The sequence below is a fragment of the Cupriavidus sp. YR651 genome, assembly GCF_900101625.1.
Lineage (GTDB): Bacteria > Pseudomonadota > Gammaproteobacteria > Burkholderiales > Burkholderiaceae > Cupriavidus.
In genome coordinates this window covers 155,702-177,325 of sequence record NZ_FMYZ01000011.1, presented here as the reverse complement: position 1 = coordinate 177,325, position 21,624 = coordinate 155,702, and the positions used below count along the sequence as shown (strand labels likewise).

Below are 21,624 nucleotides of genomic sequence, written 5' to 3'. Positions count from 1 at the left end.
CTAATCGCGCCGCTATTGAGCGAATCGACCGGCCGGCGACGACTGCGCGCGAAATCTCTTCTCGCTCGGCAATCGTCAAAGCGAGCCTGGAGCGGTGTCGTGGCGTTGGCTGTATCCCGCCATTCCTCGCGAGAACTCGTTGTACTGCTGAGTGGTAGCGATCAAACAGTCTGGCAATCTGCGCAAGGGTGTCACCTTTTCGCCACCGCTCCCACATTAGTGCCTTTTGAGTCTCGGTGTAGTAGATCCTGCGCCTCTGTTTCATTTTCAACACCTCCACTGCACACGCAGTGTCTAGTGTTGCATCGACCCATTGAATCCACGCTCCAGATGTGATTGTCTTCCCAGGTCACCACAACGGTTGATGAGGAAAAGTGCGGGGATCCCCCCCCTATTTTCGCTCAGTTCCGAGCGTCGATTCCATTCAAAAGAGAGATGCTTTGCATGAGCTTTCCGGTTCCATTCGTTGCAAACTATCCGCTTCCAAAGCAAAAAAGCCCCAAACGTCTCGCGACGTCGGGGCTGGATCAATGGAACAGTCAGCAAAGTGCAAGTTGGGTCTGTTCACTACCCAGGCCACTCCACCCTGCGCGGCCCGCTTGAGGCAGGTCCTCAAACGAGACGGATTGAGCCAAGACGCTACGCAAGTCGTAGTTATCGGTCAGACCGAGCCGATCCTTGAACGCCGTCCGCCTGGCGATATCGTCGTGCTCAGCTTTCTGGCTGTGTGAGAGTGTCAGGCAGCCATACTGGGCATACCAACGGTACCCGGCGGTCACCGAACCGGGCGCGCTACAGGCGTCATGCATATCCAGCAGCCTCTCCACCTCGAACTCGGCAATCAGGTGTGCGGCCTCCAGGTCAACTCCAAACTGCTGGGAGGTCGGTAGATCCAGAATCGCCCGGCCATCAGCCCCAACCGTGATTGCGGGCTCACAAGCGCTCCCTTCTGTGAGCGCCTCGCGCATTGGATCCCGCAATCCCGTCCAGTCACTGTCAGGCGCAGAGTCGTCCCAAGCATCACCGACGTGTAGGAAGCGCGGCGCCGGAATGGGCGTTGGCGCGACTTCCAGAACCTCAGGCACGTCATACCGGATGCCACGCTCATGAATGTCCCGCAGGTCTGCCCATGCCGCAAAGGGCCTAGCCACCCCGTTGAGCGACTGCAGCGCGTCGACGGCAACCATCATGTCGAGCGGCAGCAGTTGGAACTTCGGCCGCTCGCCGACGGAGGCCACGCGCTGCTGTTCATCGTAGTCGAGCTGCAGCATGTAGCGCGTTAGTGCGCGCAGCATTGCCGGATGGTATGTGTCGGGCTGTACCTTCACATAACCGCCGCGGATGGTGCGACCGATCCAATGGCGGCGAGACCAGTCGTGACGCGTTGCCCGGATGAACCGATTCAGCCGGTGAAGGCCACGGGCGTAGGCATAGCGTTCGTCGAAGGCGATCATATTGGACAGGCTCTTGTCCTCCGCCATCTGGCACACATGACAGCCCATCCGCGCTCCACATTTGCCCTGCTTACGCGCAGTACCGCCATCCAGGATGGCATCGGCAACGACGGCGCAGCTCCTACCCACCGAATGGGCGTAAATGCGGCGCATCTCCTCAAAGTCGGAGAAGCACGGCCTCGATCCAGAGCCGTAAAGGGCGATCGCCTCCCACACATCGTCATCCGACCAGTGGGCAATCGGGCTGAGGACGAGGTCGCCGTCCTTGTTCCGGGCGGCAGTGTCGTCCGACTCCCCACGCAAGCGCATGCCGGTTGCCCGGCGCACGCTCTCGTCGTACCGCGTCCCCAAGCAAGTGACAGGCTCGGCCAGTCCCCGCTGCGACAACTGGCGGAACAGCTTGCGACGAAAGGCGCGTTGTGGCGCGATCTTGAGGTCGGTCGAACAGTCGCCTTGCGTGCCCGGAAAACTTGGCAGCGCGCGGCCCGAGAGCACCTTCACCTGAAACGTCGATGCCATTGACGGCCGCACCACGTGTGTCATCACAGTGAAACCGTGCGCTTTCCCGAATGCACGCATCCGGACCAGCTCCGCGCGGTAGTGCTGAGCGACCTCGGGGGATTCCATACCAATAAGTATCGCGCGGATGGACAGAGCTCATCGCCTTACGGGACAAGGGTTTCACGGAAGTCAGGCTGTCCATCTCGATGATGAATTTGATGGACAGTTTATGCATGGCTTGTCCATTTTTCGCTTGGCACAAGGAACCTCACCTACAAGGACCGTAGAGCCCAGGTACCGTCAACGGTTGCCTGACGTTGGCAGTCTCGGACGCCCGCGCCTCTGGATCCGAGCGGATGCTGCGTAGTGGTACATTACTGGTCGATGCAACGGCTGGGTGGGGTCGTCCACCGGTGTATCGACCGGTTGAAACCGCAGTCCGGCAGAGACGGTCCCAGTTTCCCTGCGGTAGTCCGTGGAGCGCGCACGGCAGCCGATAGCAGCCAGCCATCAAGATGCCGCGCCATGAGACTTGAGGGCCTGCAACAACCTAGCCCTGAGCGGTGCCAAGCATTCGTGCCGCAATTTCGCAGCATTGCGCGAAAAGCGCCCCCAGCACGACGTGCAACTTGCTTACGTCGTACGCCCCCGATGCAATGGCATCCGGAGTAGCGGTGTAGAACGCTTTGGCGTAGCTGTCCTTGAAGTCGAGTGCCCCCTGGTAGATGCCCAGCGACTCTTTGTAGTTGGTCCAGGTCACCTGCGGCAGTGGACGATCCTTTAACCGCAGGTCCAAATAGCACTCGATGGCTGCGGCACGTCCGTTGATGTCGGCTTTTTCGACACCACACGGTCCTCGTGCCGGGAAGTTGCGTAGCTCCTCCAGGTCAGGCAGGACTATTGCCCGCATGTTCACCGGAAAAGTGAAGCGCTGAAGACCACGAAACGCGTCGATTCCCTCAGCGTCGTTGTCGAAGAGGAAGACAACGCGGTTCTGAACGTCAATCTTGACCAACCCCTCGGCAAACTTGGACAAATTGCCCGTTCCGGAGAATGGGTGCCGGTCTTCGACGTCGATGAACCGGAAAAAGTCCTTGATATCCGGCCGGAGAAGCGCGAAGCCGCGCTTCAGGATGTGGGTGTCGGAGGTGCCCTCGGTCGCAATCAAGTAGGTCTGGGTGCGACGTGCGCCGGCGACGAAGTCTCCGTTTTCTGCCCAGCCGGCAGCGACGAAGTTCCCGTAGTCCCAAACGACTTCAAGGTCCAGATTGGCCGGATTCTCAGCAAGGATTCGGAGGGTTGAGTAGGGGTCCAGGAAACTGATTAGGGCACCGAAGTGACTGCGCTCTGAATACCCGCCCATGTCTCGGTCTGGATCACCCTCGGGTAGCAGAGCGATCGCGGGCTCGCTGGCGAACCGGCCTCGCCCCTGTGCGTGTTCAGCGTCGTAGCCATCGTTGTACTCATCCTTGAGGTCACGCACGGCATGCGCGCGGATGAACGTGACGAACTGCTCGAACGTCAAACGAATGGGCCGAGCAGGCGTGTCATCGGCTTCGGAGCCAGCGTACCGGTCGCTGTCGAGTGCTGATTGGATTTCGTAAGCTGCCTTGACCGCGCTCAACGTGTACCCGAGCAACTCGAGTCGCGAAACCATCGAGCCGAGGGTCCGGCAAAAGCACATCTCGCTTTGAACGACATCTTCTTCTGGATGTTGCTCGTAGTAGTCGTAGTTGATGCTAGGATGCCGGCGGCGCTGACGGTCTCGTTCCTGAAACAGCATGCCGTGATCCATGCCGACGTATCCCGTGTTGTATGTGAGCTCGATGTCGCCGACGGTCAGTGTGATGGGTGTACTCATTGGGTAATGAAAATTGCGCCGGCGTCGGCCATATGTTCTTACCCACCCAAATGCGGGGCGGGGCTACTTGGCAGTCAGTCTACCGGCTGCAACAACCATCGATCCAGTTCATTCGACTTTCGACGGTCAAAAGCTCATGCAAATGGAGCTTGGCTAAGTTGGGCCTTAGCCTGTACGAGTACAAGGCAGCGTTCTTTTGCGCGGGTGACCGCGTTATAGAGAAGCCGTCGTTTTTGCTCGTCGCTACCTCCAATGGCCGCTGGCCATAGCACGATAACGTTGTCAAACTCGCGGTTCTTTGCTCCATGCACTGTCATGCCTTTCCAACCGCTTTCACTACCTTTCCCTACTCGACGTCGCCGAGAAAATCCCTTCTCGATCGCTTTTTCAATCTCGTCTTTAGTAAATGTGGTCTTGGCGCGAGTTCGTCTTTGCGTGTCCATCCAATCAATAAGGTCGTCTGTAGCACGAAAATCACCCGCGGCGGTGAGAAGAGCGACCACCGAAGGAATGTCGTTCATGTCCCGAAGAGCGATCTTGTGAAGGAAGCTGGTGGCAGCCTTTGCTTCCGATTCCTCCCACAGTATTGAATATGGGCCCGCACCTTTCTTCGTTTTGTTCTGAGCAGCCCATGTCACCGTCGTCTCCGCAAACGCGCCCAGGGTAGGTGTGATCACGGCGACGCTCTTGCCTCTACCATACCAACAAAGATTCCCATTGAGCCATGCACCTGCAAGCGGCGGCTTCGGAGTCAATGCCACCATGAATGCCTTTCCCGACATGGGAGCGGCACCTTTGCGAACAGCAGCGGCAGCATCAAGTAGCTCCGCTATGTTTGTGCGTCGCGGCTGTATGAGCTCTTCCGCATAACACACCTGTGCGAGCCATGCGCAAGCGGGGTTCGGCTGCAGGTCCTCGTTGAGGCATTGAAATTCATCGGCGGCAGCAAAGACCTCCAGTCTGCTGGCTAATCCTTCTACAAGACGAAGCCGGTTGGCGGTCAGGTCTTGCGCCTCATCTACCAAGAGAACCGGGAAGGTGGCTGCCACCCAGCCGCAAACGTCTTTGACCTGCAAAAGAGCCCCAGCGGCATCGCACACCCGTTCGTACTGATCCGGTTCGATGTCAGCGAATCCGAGCGTGGCAGCAAGAGACAACCATCTCCGAACCAAGCGCCACGCAAAGCTGTCGATCGTGGCGCAATCTGTTCGTCCCCTCAAAGCACGTAGTAGCCCCAGCCTCTCTTCAAGCCGCCGGCGGGAGCCATGCATGAAAGTCAATGCCAAGACTTTTTGCCCGTCCTTCAGAGGCGTCGCCTCCAAGTGGGCGATCAGTGACTGCATCAATTGATGCGTCTTGCCACTGCCGGCACCTCCGGTGAACGCCCGAACCGTCACGGCTGAAACACCCACACGCCATTGGCGTCGCGGATGAAGCGTTCTGTCGCAGCGGATCCAGCGCAAGCGCACGCAAGCCCGCTGAGCAGGTCAGTAGCGCGCTCTCGACAGCCTGGCGTAGTGGCAATCGCCTCCGCGACAATCTCGTAGGCAATAATGTCCATCTTTTTTGCCTTGAGGTAGGCCACGACGTCCGCAGCAGACGTGGGCGGAACGTGAGATAGTTCAGTGAGATTAGCGATGGCTGCGGCCCCGTCCGCGGCCAAAATCCAACCGACTGCATCCTCAATCATGGCCCCATCATTCCAACGGATGACCGCTGCCGGAGGGGTTGGAGTCGCCATCAGACGCTCAGCGTAGAGTTGCCCTTCTCCGTCGCCATCGACAAGGCAGCACACATGCCTGTGCAGTCGGGCCATCAACTGATGGGTTTCAACCACCTTGGCGTCTTCGGTTGGAACAACCCCGACCTCAATGCCGAAGGGGCGGCTCATGGAGTCGACCCATCCAGCAGTCATCATGAGCGGTCTCAAGATACATCGAAGCAATTGAAAGTCGGCTCTTCCTTCGGGGACAAGCAGAGATGGTTGCATTAGCGCGCTGAGGACATCAACCCGGCTGTGCTGGAAGAATTTACGCTGCCAGTTTTGAGCCGCGGCCGGGAGAGGTGCCTCAAGAAACGGTTCAGCAGATAGGACACCATCGTGCTTCTTCAAGATGAGCACGGAGGTGGGAGCCGCCATGCTTGCTACCAGCGGCGAATGCGTTGTCACAAACGTCTGGGTCGAAAGCGCCTGAACACGCTGGACCAATCGCTGCTGCGCCGATGGAGGCAGATGAACTTCTGGCTCTTCCAAAGCCATCAGAAACTCACCACCTCCGGCGGCGCGGGCGCGCCCCAGTTCAAGTAGCAGGAGCAGGCCTTGCATCGAGACCAGCCCACTCCCCTGCCTCGCAGCGGGAATACTAAGCCCGTCTGTCGCTGCAAAATGGGCCGTCACAGCTTCCATGACAGAGCGGCTGTCAGTCCCAGTCAGCCGCAGTTGCACTTGCGGCGCATTTGGAAAAGAAAGGGCCAGTTCCTTATTGAGGTTTTGAATCAACGGCTCGATACCTGGGTCAGCATCGATCGGCTGTTCCGGCGCTCGGAGGCGATCGCGTTCGGCCAGGAGCGCAGCGGCAGGCTGCGCGGCCGCCGCGAGAACAGTACGCTTGAACAACTCATTGCCCCACGAGAAGACTTTGTCCCATGTGCGGCTTGCTCGAACGAGGTAGAAGCTCAGCTCTTGGATGAGCTTTCCCGGTACGACTGCCGCCGTGTCCTCTGCGAATGGGTCGACAGGCTCTTCATGGTCGTGAAAATACCGGAGCGTTTCCACAGCGAGTGACTCATGGTCAAATCTGGCTTGGACAGCAATCTGGCAGCACAATCTCCAGTCTTGATTATCCCGATGAGGGTGTACTGCACCCGTGGTTTCGTCCAGCCATTTGACGACAGCTCTGCTTTCTCGAAACCATTGACTACTTTGTTCAGGATTGTCGTTCGGAAAATCGGTGATGGTGGCAACGAGTTTGATGCGATCAGTCGCCTGCGGGCACGACCCATAAAAGTCATGTTCGGTTAGCTCCCGAACCAGTCGGTCTCGCCCCAAGAGCAGTGTAAGTGCTTCGATCAGCGTCGTCTTACCGGTGTTGTTGTCTCCGACGAGAACTGGATGCTTTCCGAAACGAACGAAGCCAGCGCGGACTCCGCGAAAGTTCTCAATCTTCAGGGTGGCGACTCTCATTTGATGCTCTTATGTGTGCGCTCGTTGGTAAAGATCGACCATTCAGGATAATCCAGGGACGACGTTGCCAAACTCCATGGTGGACTCCAATGGGAGTTTGCCATAACTCGAACGACCAAAAAAAGACGGAAGTTGCCGTTGCACTTGGAAGTATTGAACGACCGAGCGGGGTCGACTTGCGAGCTCCAAGGATCCCGATGAGCTAAGGCCTCCGCCCGCGGATCGGTAGCACCTTTTCGCCGGTCAGTTTGGCGAGCTCCTTCCTCGTCTCGATCAACTCGACTAGCAGGGACGCCTCTCTTGCCAAGGCCTCCTCCCACAGTAGACGGTAGTTGCTCGCCGACGTTTGCGCTGAGGCCAGCTTCTTCTTGACTTCCTCCTTCGGCTTACCTTGCTTCGCAGCAACCTCGTCGATCGCTTCAATCAAGTTCCGGAAGACCGGCCTGGACTTCTTGATACTTCCTTTTCCGCGCCCGGCCTCCAACGCTACAGCGTCGTTCGAAATCTTGGTGTCCTTCGGCACGATCTTGGGGATTCCCCTCTTTAGCCTCTCAAGCGCTTGGAAGTAGTCGCTAAGCGTATCAGCCATGATCGGCCTCCTTCTCTGTAGTTTCGCGGCAGCGCTTGCGGGCAGCCAGCATTGTGTCCAGGTCGTCCTTCTCCATCCGGTAAGTGGGCGATGTCGGCTCCAACGACTCAACCAAACGCTGTTGCTGGTCAATGATGCGGTCAAGCTTGGAGAGCTTGATTACGATGTTCTTGCAGTCATGCAGACACAGTACGCCCATCAGCCGCAGACCGACCTGGTCGCACTCACCGATCTTCAAGCAGCCTCCGAACGGCGTTTCCTTGTACGCGATCAACCCCTTCTTGAACTGCTTCACAGTCATCTCGCGATCTACGACTTGACCACGGTTCTTCTTCTGTTGCTCGAACGTGCCCGCCGCACCAAACAGACGTTCATCGGAGAACACCACGTCCCGAAGGAAGGCCATCGCCTCGGACACGGGCTTTGCTTCGCGCCAGTCCTTGCACATGTGTTCCCTATACTCATCGGGATCATCCTCAATGAAGTTCCGAGCGAAGACCGATCCCTTCGAGTAGTAAAGGGACATTTCCCTGGTGATATGCTGCAACTGCCGCCGTAGTGACGGCAACGAAACCAACCCGCTTCGCTGTGCATAAAGCGCCAAGGACCGCCGGAACTGGTGCGTCCGCAATGTCCACGCCTGCCCCACCCCGTATTCCGAGTCATTACGCCAGGCGCGATGTGGGTCGATTTCCTCAAGCTCACAGACGTCTTCGTCACCGATAATCGGGCACAATCGAAGCGCCAGCCTCTCGTAGGGCGGACTAGACAATCGCGAATCAGACGTCTGGTACGTATCCTGCACAGCCTGATACGACGGAGTGCCAGAGAATTTCAAATACGACGTCGAGATAAACAGCGGGTACACGTTGATTCGATCCTTGGATGCCGCTGGAGCGTCCCCAATAGCCTCGTAAATAGCGATCGCGATTTTCTGTGCCATGTTGACGGCCCTGGCGCCCTCTGAACTGGTGACCCATTTTGTTCTGCGAATGCGCCCCTTCTCCAACTCCGTTGTTCTCCCTTCGAGGAAGTAATGCGTTATGCCAGTCCCTTTATCGGCCGACAGGCAGTTGAACGGCAGAGTCTGTGCCTCGCTGTGTCTCATACCGCTGTAAGCATGAATCGTCAATCGGCAGACAACCTGGATATCCGAAAGGCCACTAGAGACGCCGGGGACTGTTATCGCCAGTCCCTTCTTCGCGAAGTACTCCGACAACGTGTACTCGGCGATCAGAGGACTGATATCGTAAAGACTGTCGCGCTCACCGCGGGGGATGGCACGGAGAGCTACGATACGCCTTACCAGCGCAAGATACCTATCCGCGACCTCCTCAAAGTCGTTGAGCTCGGCATTGAGTGTCGTCAGCACCGCCGAGTACACCCTGGTTGGCATCGGAGGAGTTTGATTTCTTGCCGGAAATTGGCTAACGCGCTCTTGTAGCGCGGCAAACAGGCTTGAGCATCCCAACGGGAAGCCTATGTCGGCGTCGGGGTCCATCGCCATGAGGGTGGCCATTACCCTAGCCGTTTGGGTCAGCGCGGCTCGGGATTTTAGGGTGAAACAGAAGTCAGAAAGCCGATCAGAGGATTGCCAGAATGCGTCGAATGCGATCCGGTGCATCTCGCAGTAATGGGCTATTGTGCGGAAGACCCCTGCATACTCTGCCAGCGATGCGAAGCTCAATGAGGCTCCGCGCTTCTTGTAGATCACCAGAGCCATGAAGCGCTGCATCTCAGCAACAATCTCAGCCCTCAATGTCGACATCGGCTCTCGGAGAGGTCGATCGATTCTGGACGTCGTTCTCTGCCAATAGTTGAAGACGAGCCACCGCGCCCGTCCATCGGGGTCGTACGGAGTCCAGTTCCAGTAAAGATCCCCAAGCCGCGAGGCAGCATCGCCGTTAGAGTAGCGGCTAACGACAAAATCGTCAGGGAGACGTATTCCTGTGCTGACGGGGTCCCATTCATCCGGCAGCGCAGCCCCCCTCGGCAGATCCAGTTTCGGCTGGAATCTACGGCTCATACAAGGAGCTCCAGATCATTGAGCAATGCCCACTTCTCGGACCAGTAAGGGTCCAGTTCCCCGCCCTCTTCCACCTCGATCGTTACCCGATCGACTATCGGCTCCATGCCTTCAAATGATTTGACTTCCCGCAGTAGCGACGAAATCCTGTCAAGAACCGGCTGGAAATACTCCCGCCCTCCGGGCAGGTACGTTGCCTGTTGAACGACAAAGGCGCAGCTCACGAGTTTGCGTATATCGGGCTCATCAGCGTGTACCCGAAGCTTGTCGCAGAAGAGACATCCTTCCTGCCGTGTGCAGTCCGGTGTGACTGGTACCCCTTGGGCAATTGCTCGCGGGGCAGCGAAGCGAGCGCACGTTCCCAAGTGGCCATTGACACCGTTATTTACGCTCTCGTGGGCTGGCATGACGATTTTCCTGTTAAGCGTTGAATCTTCAACCTTCGACAGGAAAATCGAAAGTTCCTCGTAATGGGCCGACTCGCTGCCAGCGCTATAGTGACGCCTCGCCGTTTCCTCCGAATGTCCCATGATCCGAGCAGTAACCGCGGGATCGTCGTTTCGAATGTGGTAGTCCTGCTTGGCAGCCCGCAGTTTCCGGCTTCTGATCCTCGGGATCTCCGGGTCGACCACCTGCAACGATGCGTAGAAGGACTCCAAGTATTTGATAGTGACCGGCTTGGGGTCACCGCGATACTCTGGGCCCAGATTAAGAAACAGTCGATCGAAATCACGACCGTTCAGCAGATACTGTCGGATCGCAATGAACTTCGCGAACAACGGCAGGAATCTGTTGCGGATGACAGCGGATACTACCTTTCCGCCGGCTCGCCACTTTATCTCTCGGAACCCCTGATGGGACGCTCCAACCTTGTAATGTTCTCCCCACCGCAGCGCAAAGGCTACTGAAGCGTTCATACCGGTCTGTCCGAGGAACAGCAGCAAGAAAGCGTTGTGAGCACGTACCGCAGCAGCGATCCGTGCTGAATGCCGCCCATCTCGGTTTGCCTCAGCCAGCCGAATCTTGGCGTGTCTAACCGCAGCATAGGCGTTGGAGGCGAGGTTGAAATGCGAGAAAATTTCCTCAACCCTGGCGACCTTACCGTTCTCGAAGTCATATGCTGCGTATGAGTGAACGCCGCGCCGTCTTTCGCGAACGCGGCCTGGAGGGTTGCACCAGATCTTGATCGGGAATAGCCAAACGTAGTGACGATCCCAATTGATGTATTTCGGCATGGCCAACTTATACGGAAAGTCTCGATTCTCCAGCACCAAATCGCAATACCCGTTAAAGATGGCGTCGCACAGCCCCTCAAGGCGGCCAAGGTCGCCTTCTGAGGGGGGCGAGGTGCGAGTGTCCGCAGAACGCACAAGATCGAGCAATCGAACCCCCCGATGGATGTCGTGCAGACCTGTGAACCGCTCCATCAACTTTAAGAGCGCTAACTGTCGAGACGCACCAGTCCTTTGCGATATTTGATTGGTGTCAACCCGGTGTCTCAGATACTCGACATAGGCGCGAAAGCCGGCGTAGGTCTCTTCCCCACCGCCAAAGATGTCCGGATATCCATTTGCGTCGGCCCAGTCCACGAGGTTGATCCATAACCCAACCCAGCCATGCACCGTCGAACTGGTGAAGCCGTTGCTTGAGATCAAGTCGGAGAAGAAGGTAGTGAACCGACCGATCAGGCTCACACGCGCAGTGCTCAACGAATCGAGATCTACCATCCGCGGCTGCCGCGTGCGCCGGTTGAGTTTTTCGTTGGCACCCTGCCGACGCAGATAGCAGAGCGCCCCAACATCTTTCGCCATGCCATCGAACATGATGACGGCTCGCTCGGGATGCAGGATGGAGACCCCATTCGCCAACGGAAAATGATGCAAATCTGTTGGTCGGGAAGAGAATTGAACCGCGTGCACGACCTGCCGACTACTCCTCGTCATGGAGAGACCCTCGCAATGCTCTTTCGATCAAGCTGCGAAAATAGTTCTCATGCCCGTCGACCGCTGCATTGACCATCTGCTGGTTCGCTCTGAAGTTCAGGTACAGGTCCGTTGTCGCTGAGCTTGCATGGCCCATCCTGACGCGGACGAAGTCACGGGCCTGCGATAGCGTTTTCTCTTTGCGCTCGACAGCGACCAGCTGGAGATCAGTAAGGTTCATACCATAGGTCGCCCTCAGATCGTGCGGTTTGTAGTGAAAGTCGCGATCGTAACGCTTTCGAACCCACGGTACTACGCGGTCGCGAATGAACATTCGGAAGGCCTGGCCACGCTCTCGGTAGCGTTGACGATAAGCTGGATCGAACTGAACGCTTTCGGCCTTTTGCTGGTAGTACGGCGCCCCTTGCTGCGTGAGGTAAAGGTACTGATCCTCGATGTCACCTCCTCTCGCCTTATCTCGTCGACCAGCGGCCCGCGCAGAGTGCCAATATTGGCGTAACATTTCGTACACCCAGCGCGGAAGGTGCAGCGTCATCTGCTTGTCATTCTTGGTATCCACGCTGGTTCCTGGTCCTACGTTGAAGCGGTATTCGCGAGCCGATTCGGGAAGCTCCCTGCTAACATGACTTCCCCGAAGTGTCAAAGCTGTCTGAATTCTCGCCCCGGAAGTGACCATGACCAGATGGATCAGCAGCATTTCCGGATTCCGAAGATCGGCAAGCGCCTCGAATAGCCACCTCTGTTCGTTTTGCGATAGCGGCCTTAACCGCTCACCGTCATTAATGCATCCGTCGTAAGGATCGTCTTGCTTTGTGGCACGGATGTTGACATCCGTCACGGTAACGCGTTTGCTGATCCCAAGGCCCCCCCCATCCTTGAAGGTCATGTACTGATCCCGGCTTTCCCACAGGGGATTCTCTGGCACTAGCAATCCTTCACTGACAAGGAATCGGTAGAAGCCGATTACAGAGCCCATCGCTCGCCTGGCGGTTGCGGCAGCCATCTGCCGCTGATGAATTCGGCTCTTCAGATACCCGTGAAAGCGGTAGGTTGGACGCTGAAGCTTGAAGCGGGGAAACGAGCAGTAGTCGACCCCGGAATCCTCTAGGAATCGCAGAAAGCTTGCCAAGTCGTCGGCGATCCCTTGAAACGTCGTCATGTCGGGCTGGAGTTGCGCCTGGCAACGGGAGAGGATATAGAAGGTAGCCACGTCCCACGGAACACCGTGGCTATCTAGCACGATGGGAAAGCGGTTGTAGTTGAACTTCATCCACCGTGGGCTGCCGCCATGCGAATCAACGGCATTCGCTACCTCGCGGAAGTAATAGGTCTGCTCGACGCCTCCCTGCTCCGCTGGGATGACTCGCTTCATCGCAAGCGGATCAGTCGAGTCACACGTTTCCGTGAGGACGAAGGCAGGGAGCACAGCACACTTAGGAGGGGGCTTCAGCATAGGTCTTTGATCAATTGGCCTTCGGGCACAAGCAAACCGTACAGAGATGGGATGTAGGCCGCTCGAGGCCAACACGAGGGCGCACAGAACTTAGTCTGTCCATCATGCAAAAACTTATCTGCTAAGGCAACGCTCATCATACTTATCCGTGATTCCACGAGGGTATCGCCCGTCGTTGCAACGACGATAGGCGATCCACCGGAAGCTTTGTGCAGTAGCGCAGCGTGCAGCACCAGCGCAGCAACGGCGCTGCTATCCTTTCCCCCACTGAATGCGATGACCGTCGGATGGCCAGCGTGGAACAGGGTGAGAATCGCAGAGATCGCCTTGTCGGCTTTGCGCTCCACAGGCTCAAATGCACCTTGCGGAAAGAGAGAGATTGTTTCCATGATGGTCCAGAAGATGGACCAGCACCCAACGGGCGCTGGACCCGTTGGGTTGAGAATGCGGCCTTAGAGCCTTGTGGGATCCGGCACCAGTGCGGCGATCTCACGATTCACGTAGCGACGGAAGTAGCCGCGAACGGCATCGTGCTCGGCGCCCTGAAAGTAGATCCCTGCGAGATCCCCTGTAGTGACGTTGAGGGCGGCTTGCACGTGGCCAGCCGCGGCGTCCAACGCCGCGTCAATCAATACCTCCACGAGCCCGATGTTGCGTTCGGTGGAAGTCGAAAGCCATGTATCCAGCGCGTTCTGCACCTGATTGAGAGCGTGCACATAGGTTTCGTTGTCGTCAGCCGTGACGCGAGGGAAGGCCTGCATCACCTGGTCATCGGGTTCGCACAGGCCGCCGATTTCATTGGCTTCCATGTGAGCATGAAGATCCGAGAAACGGGTTACAGTTGGCGGCACCTGCCGGTATGAAATCGCCTGCTGGATGTCTTGCTTCCCACGTGCGATTGCACGATCGATGACGGCCTGCTGGTCACGCGTAAAATTCAAAGTGCTAGGTTGCATTGGCATGTATGGATAAAAAAGCCCGCTCCCTTTCGGGACGCGGGCGGGTTAATGGAAGCGCCGACGCGCTACTGCAGCGCCAGCGCCGTAACGTCGATCACACCATCGGCGTCGTCGACCAGGTCGGGAGTCTGGGAAATGAAAAGCTCCCGCTCGTACCCACCGAGCCGCAGCACCTCGCGCTTCATTTTCATGAAGGCACGCTTGCGCTCCGGATCCAGCGGGCCATCAGCCTCATCGGTGAACAGGGTCTGAAATGGCTGCTGCGCATCCTGCGCTCGGTAGAGCGCAATTCCACGCGTCAGACATTCGTTGATCCATACCTTCTGTCCCCCCGACAGCACACCGAAATCCTTCTTGCTGTCGTTGTCGGCATCCAGCGCCGTGATGGCGAATCCCTCCCGGGCGTCACCATTGGCGAGCTTGGTCTGCGTCTCGATGGCAACCGTAAAACGCCGCCCATAGCAGGCCAGCAGGAGGTCATTGACCATGCTGGTGATGGCAGGGCCGGCATCATCGATCGACAGCGCGATGATCCCGTCATTGCCCAGCCCCTTCGCAAGCAGCTTCCACAGCGCAATCTCGTCGGACAGGTGTTGGACCCTCCATTCAAGCTCGCCGAGGCCGGCAAGCTCCTTATCAAGGTGACTGCACTCGGTGGCCAGCGCGCTTTGGCGACGTATTAACGATTCGATCTTGCCGTCCGAGGCGCTGACTGCCTCGCGGCTGCCAGCAATTCGGCGGTCAAGATCGGCAATCAACCCCGTCACGTCGGTCACCGCCAGAGTGTCGCGTTCACGCTGCACAACCGCTAGCTGGCCTTCCACGTCCTGGAAATCGCGGGTCAGCCGCTCTTTCCGTTCCGTTTCCTCCGCAATGAGCGTGGCCAGATCGCGCCGTGCCGTTTCAAGGCCCGAGGCGGCTGCATCGAGCAAGGGCTTCTTCGCTGCGAGCGCAGTCAGGCGTTGAAGGTCCTGATTGTCCCGGGCGACATCCTGCTGCAAGGCGTTGACAGCTTCGCGTGCGCCTTGCAGCCGAAGCAACGCAGCGTCGAGTTCCTTCAAGGCTGTCTGCTTCTCCTTGTAGTTCGTGCGCAGCGTCGACACCTCGATGACCTGGGTATCCAGCTTTCCCTTGGCCTCGCGAGCCTGAGCGAGCAACGGGCATTGAGCATGCATGGCTTGGCCCGTGCAGGGCACCTGATCCATCACCTCAGTTTGGGCCTGCAGCGTCTTCGCCAACTGAGCCGCCACGGATCCGCGTGCTTCCATCCCACGCAGTTCCGTCGTCAGCGCCGCATGCTGGCTCGCCACCGGCTCGAGTTCGGCAAGCTCCTTCTGCCGCGCATCGAGCGCCGTCTGTCGACGGCCAAGCGCCATCTGGACGGTATCGCGCTCCTCTGCAGCCCCCGTGATCGCACCCGATTGCGCAAGCGTGGCCTGGTGGCCGGCCGTAGCCCGCTCCAGCTCCTGCTTGCGCGTCGCGGCCCTTGCGGATGCCGTGCGATCGTCGTCGGAAGTCTGCTGCCGGCGTGACATCAACTCACGGCTGCGCTGATCCAACTCGCGCAAACGTGCTTCAACGCCTGCCGCGGCGGCCTGCTTTGCAGTCAGGGTGGCGCGCTCCTGTTCGAGCTTGCTCCCGTTGGCCAACTGGTCAGCACGTAGTACGCGTTCAGCGGCGATCGTCCCATCAATCTGTTGGATTTCCGAGGCCATCGCCGACGCCGTGTCACGCTTGCCTGACAGCACAAGCACGTCACGCTGCTGGTTCTCCAGCGCCCGGTTCAACGCCTTTGCGACATCGCCCGCTTTCGCGGACAACTCGCGCAGGTGATCGATCCCCAAAAGCTCGGCTAGCAGCTTCTTGATCTCGCCAGGCTGGTAGCTGGCGAGCGGGCGTCGATTCTGTGCAGAGAACACACTCGTAAAGAATGCTTCGGGGGATCCGAGGACAGCCTCTAGACACCGGTTGTAGGTGTCCGCCTTGCCGTCCGACAGCGTACCGTCGGCCAATTGCACCGGCTTCCAGTCACCATCAGCGCCCTTCTCGAACAGGTAGTACTCAGCCTTGCGACTCTTTCCAGGGTTGCGGAACGCAAATGCCGACCGATAGGTCTTGCCACCATGCTCCCATTCCAGGTCCTTCTCCGCGCGGGGAGCGCAGAGATGATCCCAGTACGAGAACGCGTCGGCCGACATCTTGGCTGCGTGGCTCGGCATGATCGGATACGGATGCAGGTTGTCCATGATCGTCGTCTTGCCGGCCCCATTAGGGCCGACAATAGCGATCAGCCCCTTTGGCAGAGACGTCAGATCCACAGTGACGCTATCCCGCTTCATGCCATCCCGGATTCCGAAAAACCCGGCAAGTGTCAGTTTCAGTGGGCGCATTCGAACACCTCCGTGCCGTTAAGCGAATGAAGGTAGTCCGACGGCACTTCCATGACGTCGTCATCAAGAATGGGCATCTCGGCAAACGCCGGGGCGTCGTGCTCGGGCTTCCCCGCGATCGCACGCTCAAGCGAACGCACAGCCGCGGCAAATTGATCGGTCGCCATCTTCAGTACAGCGGGCCAATCCTCATGACCGGTCATGGCCTTGAGTTCCAACCTGCTCCACTGCGAGGCGAGGCCATTCGAGAACGACCAGATCAGATCCTGCAGTTCCTTGGATGGCGCCACGGCGAAGAAGGTATTGTTGCCTGCCTCGCCAATTGCCAAAACCAGCATGTGACCGCGCTTGGCGATCACGGCGCCGCGGTCGGGGCCAAACGGCTCATACCGCATGCATTGCGTGAAATTGTGAAGCTCGGCAAGGCGTTTGGCCATCGCCGAACGCTCGACAAACACTTCCTCGATATGCAGCCAGTCAGGGCCAGCGTGGTAGAGAATCATGATGCACTCCTAAATTGGACGGAGCGCGCCCCTGACGGGATGCACCCGTCAGGGTAGATGAAAATGAAATGGATACTTCTGGGTCGATGCGTCGAAGACGCGGGGTAAAACCGGGTTTCGACAGCCTCAGCGGCTGTCGGAACATGGCTTCATGTTCTAAGGGTTGGCGTATCGCTACGCGAAAAGGTCATCGGTCAGCCAGTCCATCTTCGGCGCATCGGCTTCAGGCGGCGCTGCCAAGGGTTCGGCATCCGCAATGGCCATCGGCGCTGAGGGCGCTTCATCGTCCATCGTGGAGAAGAACGACGATGCTGGCGCCGCCTCTCCGGCAGGTACAGCCACCTGCACCGGGGTCGCTTCGCGCAGCTGCTGCAACACGCCATCGGCGATCGATTGCGCGTCGACCGAATCCAGCATGGCCAGGCGCTCGATAAGCGGGTCGGCTTCCACGCCGGCCAGTTCGCCCCAACGGGACAGCTTCTCCGGCAGGCTGGCTGCACGGCTGATGCCATCCGCACGACTGCGAACGGCAGGCAGAACCCGTGCCTCGATCTTGACCTCGGCACTCTTGCCAAACAGCGCAAGAATGGCGTCGCGATCCACCAGCTGGCGGTGCTCTTCGTTGAGGGTCCAGCGGATGCGGACGAACTTGTCAGAGGACTCCGTGGCCAGCGCAGCAAGCCTTTCCATGTCCGGCGGGCCATCGAAGTCAACACACACAGTCTCCCGCGCCGGTGTCTCCACCTGCGAGGCAACCGCATGGCCCGTCGCTACCTGCCATTGCAGGTAGCCTTTCGCGCCGATCTCACCGTAGTGGAACCGCCCGATCGAACCTGGATACGCCACCACTCTGCCCTCGCGCTCCCATTGCTGGGCGCGGTGGATGTGGCCGAGCATGAAGGCATCACAGTCCGCGCCGAATAACGCACCGATTGAGAACTCGTGATCGAATCCCGCCATCGGCACGCCGTGCTCGGTCTCGCAACCGTTCACAGTGCCATGTGAAACGCCGATGGTGCGAACACCCAGCGCGCTCAATTGCCGATTCACCACACCAGCGGCGCTCAGATAGGCCCCTAGATGGTCACCAACGGCGGTAGCCGCACCTGCGACGCTCACGGCCGCTGCGAGTACTGCCTTATTGACAGTCGGCACGCATGTGAAGACGACGTCAGGCAGGCCATGATCGGTCAGGAGCACGTCAATCTCCGCCGAAGTAAAGACCGCACCCACGGATGGAAAGAACTGCTCACCGATGAGTGCCACTTGGTGGATACGATCCGCAACATAGACTGGGCACCGCGCGCCTATCAGCCGGAAGACGTCCAACGTACCGGGCGGCTCGTGACTGAATGTCCCTTGAAGCAGCAGGACAGGCATGTGCGCGGACAGCTTGTGGATCTGCCGCCCAAGGGCAGAGAACGCGGGGGTGTGCGCATCCACACGATGGTCAGTGGAATCTCCCGATACAACACCTACCTGGCACCGCGACGCGATCGCGTGATCCACCGCAAAGCCAAAGCAACGCTCCGCCTCGGCCAGGTTGCCGGGGGAGTAATGCAGGTCTGAGAAATGTCCCACAAGCAAAACATTGCGCTCATTGAGCATTGTGCTTCTCCTGAAATGGTAAGTTGCCGGCATCGCGGCGAGAAAGAAAATGGACGCCCTGAGGCGTCCATGAGCGAGCCGGTACAGGACCGGACTCAGGGTGACAATTCGGCAGCAATCGCCTTGACCTGTTCGCGAAAAGCCATCGGGTTCGCAAGCGCGGTGCGCATGTCGTCGAGAACTCGGCGAACATCCTGCGGGCGCTTTGTCCATCCCTTGCCGAAGCTGGCCTGTAGGAACGCGCGCAGATCTGCGCGTTCCGCCTCGCCATCCATGCCGAGCTGGACACCAAGTTCGTTGAACTGATGTGCAAGGTCCGCTTCGGAATCTTGCTCACTCGAATCGGAACGGACGTGGTCGGTGCTTATGGCCTGAGTGGACGGGCTGGGATCCTCTTCGCGTTCGCCCACAGACCGTTGACCTTCCAGGACCGCTACGGCCTGTTCAGCTTCGGTATAAGTCAACTGCGGCTTATCCGAGCCATCCAGCAATGCCGCGAGGTCAATCTCTGCATCAAGCGTGATAAGCCACTGCATTTGACGGGTAGCGTTCCCGCTGTCATCAATGCGGCTGACCTCCTGCTCGATCTTCGACATGAAGAACTTCACACCTACCAGCCGACCCCGCGCAAGCGCAACGGTCTGCATCGCAGCATGTGCCTTCTGCAGGACGTAGATCGAGGTCGTGGGAATCTCGATGAGCCCTAGCCCGCGGATATCTGGCAAGGCGACGAAGAACGACGCTTTGAGGTTGCAGGCGCCATCCTGGTACTGCGGGCAGACATGCGGATCGCAATGACCGTCATGGATGTCGTCGTCCTGCCGCAAGATGACCGTGCGGCCACCCCAGTTTCGCTTTGCGCGGCTGGCGCGGGCATCCCGCTGCGGTGGAGCGTAGGTCTTGCAGTAGCGCAGGCCGTCTGCCCCATACTCGGAAAAATACTTCCGACCGCTGGCCGAGTAGGTCACGAGCTGGTTGGGGATATTGCGCAACCAGTCGTCGAAGGCAAACACGACTGGGAAACGCCACAGGCGCCGGCCGTTCCCATCACCACGATCCTCGCCGTAGATCTGCAGGATCTCATCAGCTACAGCGGGATTGGTGAAGTCAGACCCCCTGCACGTAAAGAACGGGGTGTTCTTTGGCACCAGGGCGTTGGAGATGCCTGTGCAGCGTGCGATCTCTCTGGCGATGCTATCGAACGAGGCTGCTTGCGCGAGCATTCGATCGTGAATCCTGACCGCCTCCTCGTTGTCGCGAGCTTTCTTCGTCAGCACCTTGATGCCGGGACGGATCTTGCCGATGGTGGGCGGCCGCATTGGCCGCTCTTCTATGACGCTGCGAGGACTGCTGAACTCGCTATAGGTGATTGGGGCATGTTGCATGATGCGCTCCTGTCGAGGTAACGAACGACACTCGCGCGAATCGACGCAGCATGCTCCCGAAGGCGCAGGGCTGTGTCGGCCCCGCGCTGGGTCGTAACGGAATTGAGGAAGGCCACTTGCGCGGCTTCCGAAAGACTGGCGACGTGTGCCGCCTCACAGATGTTGTGCCAAGCTGCCGGCATCCCCGCATAGACGGGACGTCGATCGCTCAGCTGTGCCGCAATGGCAGCGGAAATCTCAGAGTCTTGGTACATGGCATTTCCCTGAATCGAGGTCTCTTACAAACAAGAAAAGCCCGCTTCCGGGTGCGCCGGTTGCGAGCTTTTTTAGAGAGACCTGCAATGCCACGCCCCTTCCGGCGGCGTGGCACTCAGGGAGCGGCGCACTGATGCGCGCTGCTCTATGCTGAGGACGTAAAGTCGTCCTCGTGCAGCATGTTCACGCTGCACAACTACCCATTTAGCGAACCCACAGGTTCGAACCGCAGGTTCACGGTCAGCACGACGTCGGCCGTTCTGCCTAGGAGGGGCCTGGAGAGAGACGCCACATGGTCCCAGGCTCGAACGGTGTCCCAGCGTGCGCTCACGAGTGAGGCACAGCGAAGAACGCGTTTTACGGGCTGATTTGGGGAAGTGCTCGGCGAAAACACTTATCACAAGGAAATTTCCACACCGGTAGCCAACCGGTCGGCGCATGCGCAATGGCACGACTTGAACAAAGAGATGGACTCGCTAGGGAGTCAGGGTCGATGCGTCATGGACGCTAGGTATGGAAAGGATTGTGGCACATCTGGACAGCGAAAAAAGTCAGAAAGCTCGGCAATTTCATATCTCTTTCTGCGGTCATGTTTGCGACATTGTGTCGGACAATTCCCTGCGAGAGAGATCCACATGAAGAATGGAAAATGGCCGAATCATCCGAACCCGTGCTTGCCGACGGAGCGCTTGATGTTCAATCGGACGCCGACAGTAGGGCGCGCACGTCTATAAGCACACCCGTTTCCACTGGCGGGCCCAAGCCGATCAAGCGGCTACTGAGTCAGGATCGAGTGTCCAGAATCATCCCGGACACCGATAGCGGAACCACCATCCGCTACTGCTCAGATTTCGTGCGCGACTTCCTGCGCAGCGACTACAACTTCTGCACGGCGAAGTTCTCCGTAGCCAGCCGGAGCAAGATCGTCGCACTGGATGAACGATTCCGAGAAGCCAACGAATGGATGGATGCCCGCCTGGCGTGGTCGCGATCCTTCCGGCGACGGAGCATCAGCCTGCGCTACGACACGCGGGAAATCGTTGTGACGCATTCCCTGGCCGGCCGCCTGATCCGCCTGCTCAATCAGCACGACCAGCTCTTCGACAACGTCCTGGGAGCCTATCTGGCTCACAACGTCAACGACAAGCAGAAGGACGCTGCCCTGCTTGGCGCCGCGCGGCACATCAGCGCCATTCATCGGCTCTGCATCCCCGACAACAACCGCTTTTCGCGAGACGGCAAGCTGCTCGACGAAGAAGTCTGACCCCAATCGCACCTCCTGACCTCGCCATGGATATCAAAGAGATCGCGCTTCTGCACGAACACTACGCCACCCCCCCACTAACCATAGAGATGCCGGCTTCTGGAGAGCCCGCTCTCAGGCTCACTCCGCCCGAGACCGAAGCAGCTCCCGGGTCCAAGCCGCCGCTGTGGGCTCGCGTGTCTCCTGCCCAACGCCAGGCCATCGCCCTCCTTTTCGTTGCAGCCGTCGCGTTCCCAGTTGGGATGTGGT

At 58.6% G+C, this 21,624-nt stretch carries 15 protein-coding genes and 1 pseudogene; 1 reads left to right on the top strand and 15 read right to left on the bottom strand.

From position 1 onward, the window contains the following. From BLR29_RS32985 to BLR29_RS25015, 15 genes and pseudogenes are all read right to left on the bottom strand, one after another. Window positions 1-265: pseudogene (locus BLR29_RS32985) on the bottom strand (IS30 family transposase); the annotation flags it as partial. A 274-nt stretch (window positions 266-539) separates the two neighbouring features. Then, window positions 540-2,081 carry an adenine nucleotide alpha hydrolase family protein gene (locus BLR29_RS25075; RefSeq protein WP_255371431.1) on the bottom strand — a complete coding sequence of 514 codons (1,542 nt, stop codon included), beginning with the start codon at window positions 2,079-2,081 and terminating at the stop codon, window positions 540-542. Window positions 2,082-2,505: 424 nt separating this feature from the next. Next, complete coding sequence (locus BLR29_RS25070) at window positions 2,506-3,816, bottom strand: HEPN/Toprim-associated domain-containing protein (RefSeq protein ID WP_092140686.1); 1,311 nt, start codon at window positions 3,814-3,816, stop codon at window positions 2,506-2,508. Between the two features lie 134 nt (window positions 3,817-3,950). Continuing rightward, window positions 3,951-5,213: an ATP-dependent helicase gene (locus BLR29_RS32980; protein ID WP_092140683.1), complete on the bottom strand. Its 1,263-nt coding sequence runs from the start codon at window positions 5,211-5,213 to the stop codon at window positions 3,951-3,953. After that, window positions 5,210-7,000, bottom strand: coding sequence for an ATP-dependent nuclease (locus BLR29_RS25060; protein WP_092140680.1), 1,791 nt, complete (start codon window positions 6,998-7,000; stop codon window positions 5,210-5,212). The genes BLR29_RS32980 and BLR29_RS25060 overlap by 4 nt, the downstream gene beginning before the upstream one ends. A gap of 202 nt (window positions 7,001-7,202) precedes the next feature. After that, the gene (locus BLR29_RS25055) at window positions 7,203-7,589 is read right to left on the bottom strand and encodes a hypothetical protein (protein ID WP_092140678.1); all 387 of its coding nucleotides are present in this window, start codon (window positions 7,587-7,589) and stop codon (window positions 7,203-7,205) included. Further along, window positions 7,582-9,615, bottom strand: coding sequence for a hypothetical protein (locus BLR29_RS25050; protein WP_143018532.1), 2,034 nt, complete (start codon window positions 9,613-9,615; stop codon window positions 7,582-7,584). Before BLR29_RS25050 ends, BLR29_RS25055 begins: the two co-directional genes overlap by 8 nt. After that, window positions 9,612-11,534: a hypothetical protein gene (locus tag BLR29_RS25045; RefSeq protein WP_143018531.1), complete on the bottom strand. Its 1,923-nt coding sequence runs from the start codon at window positions 11,532-11,534 to the stop codon at window positions 9,612-9,614. The genes BLR29_RS25050 and BLR29_RS25045 overlap by 4 nt, the downstream gene beginning before the upstream one ends. A gap of 10 nt (window positions 11,535-11,544) precedes the next feature. Further along, window positions 11,545-12,930: a site-specific integrase gene (locus BLR29_RS25040; protein ID WP_092140672.1), complete on the bottom strand. Its 1,386-nt coding sequence runs from the start codon at window positions 12,928-12,930 to the stop codon at window positions 11,545-11,547. A 74-nt stretch (window positions 12,931-13,004) separates the two neighbouring features. After that, the gene (locus tag BLR29_RS32570) at window positions 13,005-13,400 is read right to left on the bottom strand and encodes a hypothetical protein (protein ID WP_176861058.1); all 396 of its coding nucleotides are present in this window, start codon (window positions 13,398-13,400) and stop codon (window positions 13,005-13,007) included. A gap of 63 nt (window positions 13,401-13,463) precedes the next feature. Then, window positions 13,464-13,967, bottom strand: a complete 504-nt coding sequence (locus BLR29_RS25035) for a hypothetical protein (protein ID WP_143018530.1) — start codon at window positions 13,965-13,967, stop codon at window positions 13,464-13,466. 68 nt (window positions 13,968-14,035) lie between these two features. After that, window positions 14,036-16,360, bottom strand: coding sequence for an AAA family ATPase (locus BLR29_RS25030; RefSeq protein WP_092140668.1), 2,325 nt, complete (start codon window positions 16,358-16,360; stop codon window positions 14,036-14,038). After that, the gene (locus BLR29_RS25025) at window positions 16,348-16,863 is read right to left on the bottom strand and encodes a hypothetical protein (protein ID WP_092140666.1); all 516 of its coding nucleotides are present in this window, start codon (window positions 16,861-16,863) and stop codon (window positions 16,348-16,350) included. The genes BLR29_RS25030 and BLR29_RS25025 overlap by 13 nt, the downstream gene beginning before the upstream one ends. A gap of 174 nt (window positions 16,864-17,037) precedes the next feature. After that, window positions 17,038-18,471, bottom strand: coding sequence for a metallophosphoesterase family protein (locus BLR29_RS25020; RefSeq protein WP_092140664.1), 1,434 nt, complete (start codon window positions 18,469-18,471; stop codon window positions 17,038-17,040). A 95-nt stretch (window positions 18,472-18,566) separates the two neighbouring features. Then, the gene (locus BLR29_RS25015; protein WP_092140662.1) at window positions 18,567-19,856 is read right to left on the bottom strand and encodes a recombination directionality factor; all 1,290 of its coding nucleotides are present in this window, start codon (window positions 19,854-19,856) and stop codon (window positions 18,567-18,569) included. Window positions 19,857-20,760: 904 nt separating this feature from the next. On the opposite strand from BLR29_RS25015, the gene BLR29_RS25005 reads away from it, so the two are divergent. Then, window positions 20,761-21,375 (top strand): hypothetical protein, encoded by a 615-nt coding sequence (locus BLR29_RS25005; protein WP_143018529.1) that lies wholly within the window; start codon window positions 20,761-20,763, stop codon window positions 21,373-21,375. Window positions 21,376-21,624: the final 249 nt, after the last annotated feature.

Bases quoted from the DNA above. Each gene is read 5' to 3' on its own strand.
- BLR29_RS25035 (WP_143018530.1), bottom strand. From the start codon at position 13,967: ATGCAACCTAGCACTTTGAATTTTACGCGTGACCAGCAGGCCGTCATC.
- BLR29_RS25060 (WP_092140680.1), bottom strand. From the start codon at position 7,000: ATGAGAGTCGCCACCCTGAAGATTGAGAACTTTCGCGGAGTCCGCGCT.
- BLR29_RS25055 (WP_092140678.1), bottom strand. From the start codon at position 7,589: ATGGCTGATACGCTTAGCGACTACTTCCAAGCGCTTGAGAGGCTAAAG.
- BLR29_RS25040 (WP_092140672.1), bottom strand. From the start codon at position 12,930: ATGAAGCGAGTCATCCCAGCGGAGCAGGGAGGCGTCGAGCAGACCTAT.
- BLR29_RS25030 (WP_092140668.1), bottom strand. From the start codon at position 16,360: ATGCGCCCACTGAAACTGACACTTGCCGGGTTTTTCGGAATCCGGGAT.
- BLR29_RS25005 (WP_143018529.1), top strand. From the start codon at position 20,761: ATGGCCGAATCATCCGAACCCGTGCTTGCCGACGGAGCGCTTGATGTT.
- BLR29_RS25075 (WP_255371431.1), bottom strand. From the start codon at position 2,081: ATGGAATCCCCCGAGGTCGCTCAGCACTACCGCGCGGAGCTGGTCCGG.
- BLR29_RS25020 (WP_092140664.1), bottom strand. From the start codon at position 18,471: ATGCTCAATGAGCGCAATGTTTTGCTTGTGGGACATTTCTCAGACCTG.
- BLR29_RS25050 (WP_143018532.1), bottom strand. From the start codon at position 9,615: ATGAGCCGTAGATTCCAGCCGAAACTGGATCTGCCGAGGGGGGCTGCG.
- BLR29_RS25070 (WP_092140686.1), bottom strand. From the start codon at position 3,816: ATGAGTACACCCATCACACTGACCGTCGGCGACATCGAGCTCACATAC.
- BLR29_RS25015 (WP_092140662.1), bottom strand. From the start codon at position 19,856: ATGCAACATGCCCCAATCACCTATAGCGAGTTCAGCAGTCCTCGCAGC.
- BLR29_RS32570 (WP_176861058.1), bottom strand. From the start codon at position 13,400: ATGGAAACAATCTCTCTCTTTCCGCAAGGTGCATTTGAGCCTGTGGAG.
- BLR29_RS25025 (WP_092140666.1), bottom strand. From the start codon at position 16,863: ATGATTCTCTACCACGCTGGCCCTGACTGGCTGCATATCGAGGAAGTG.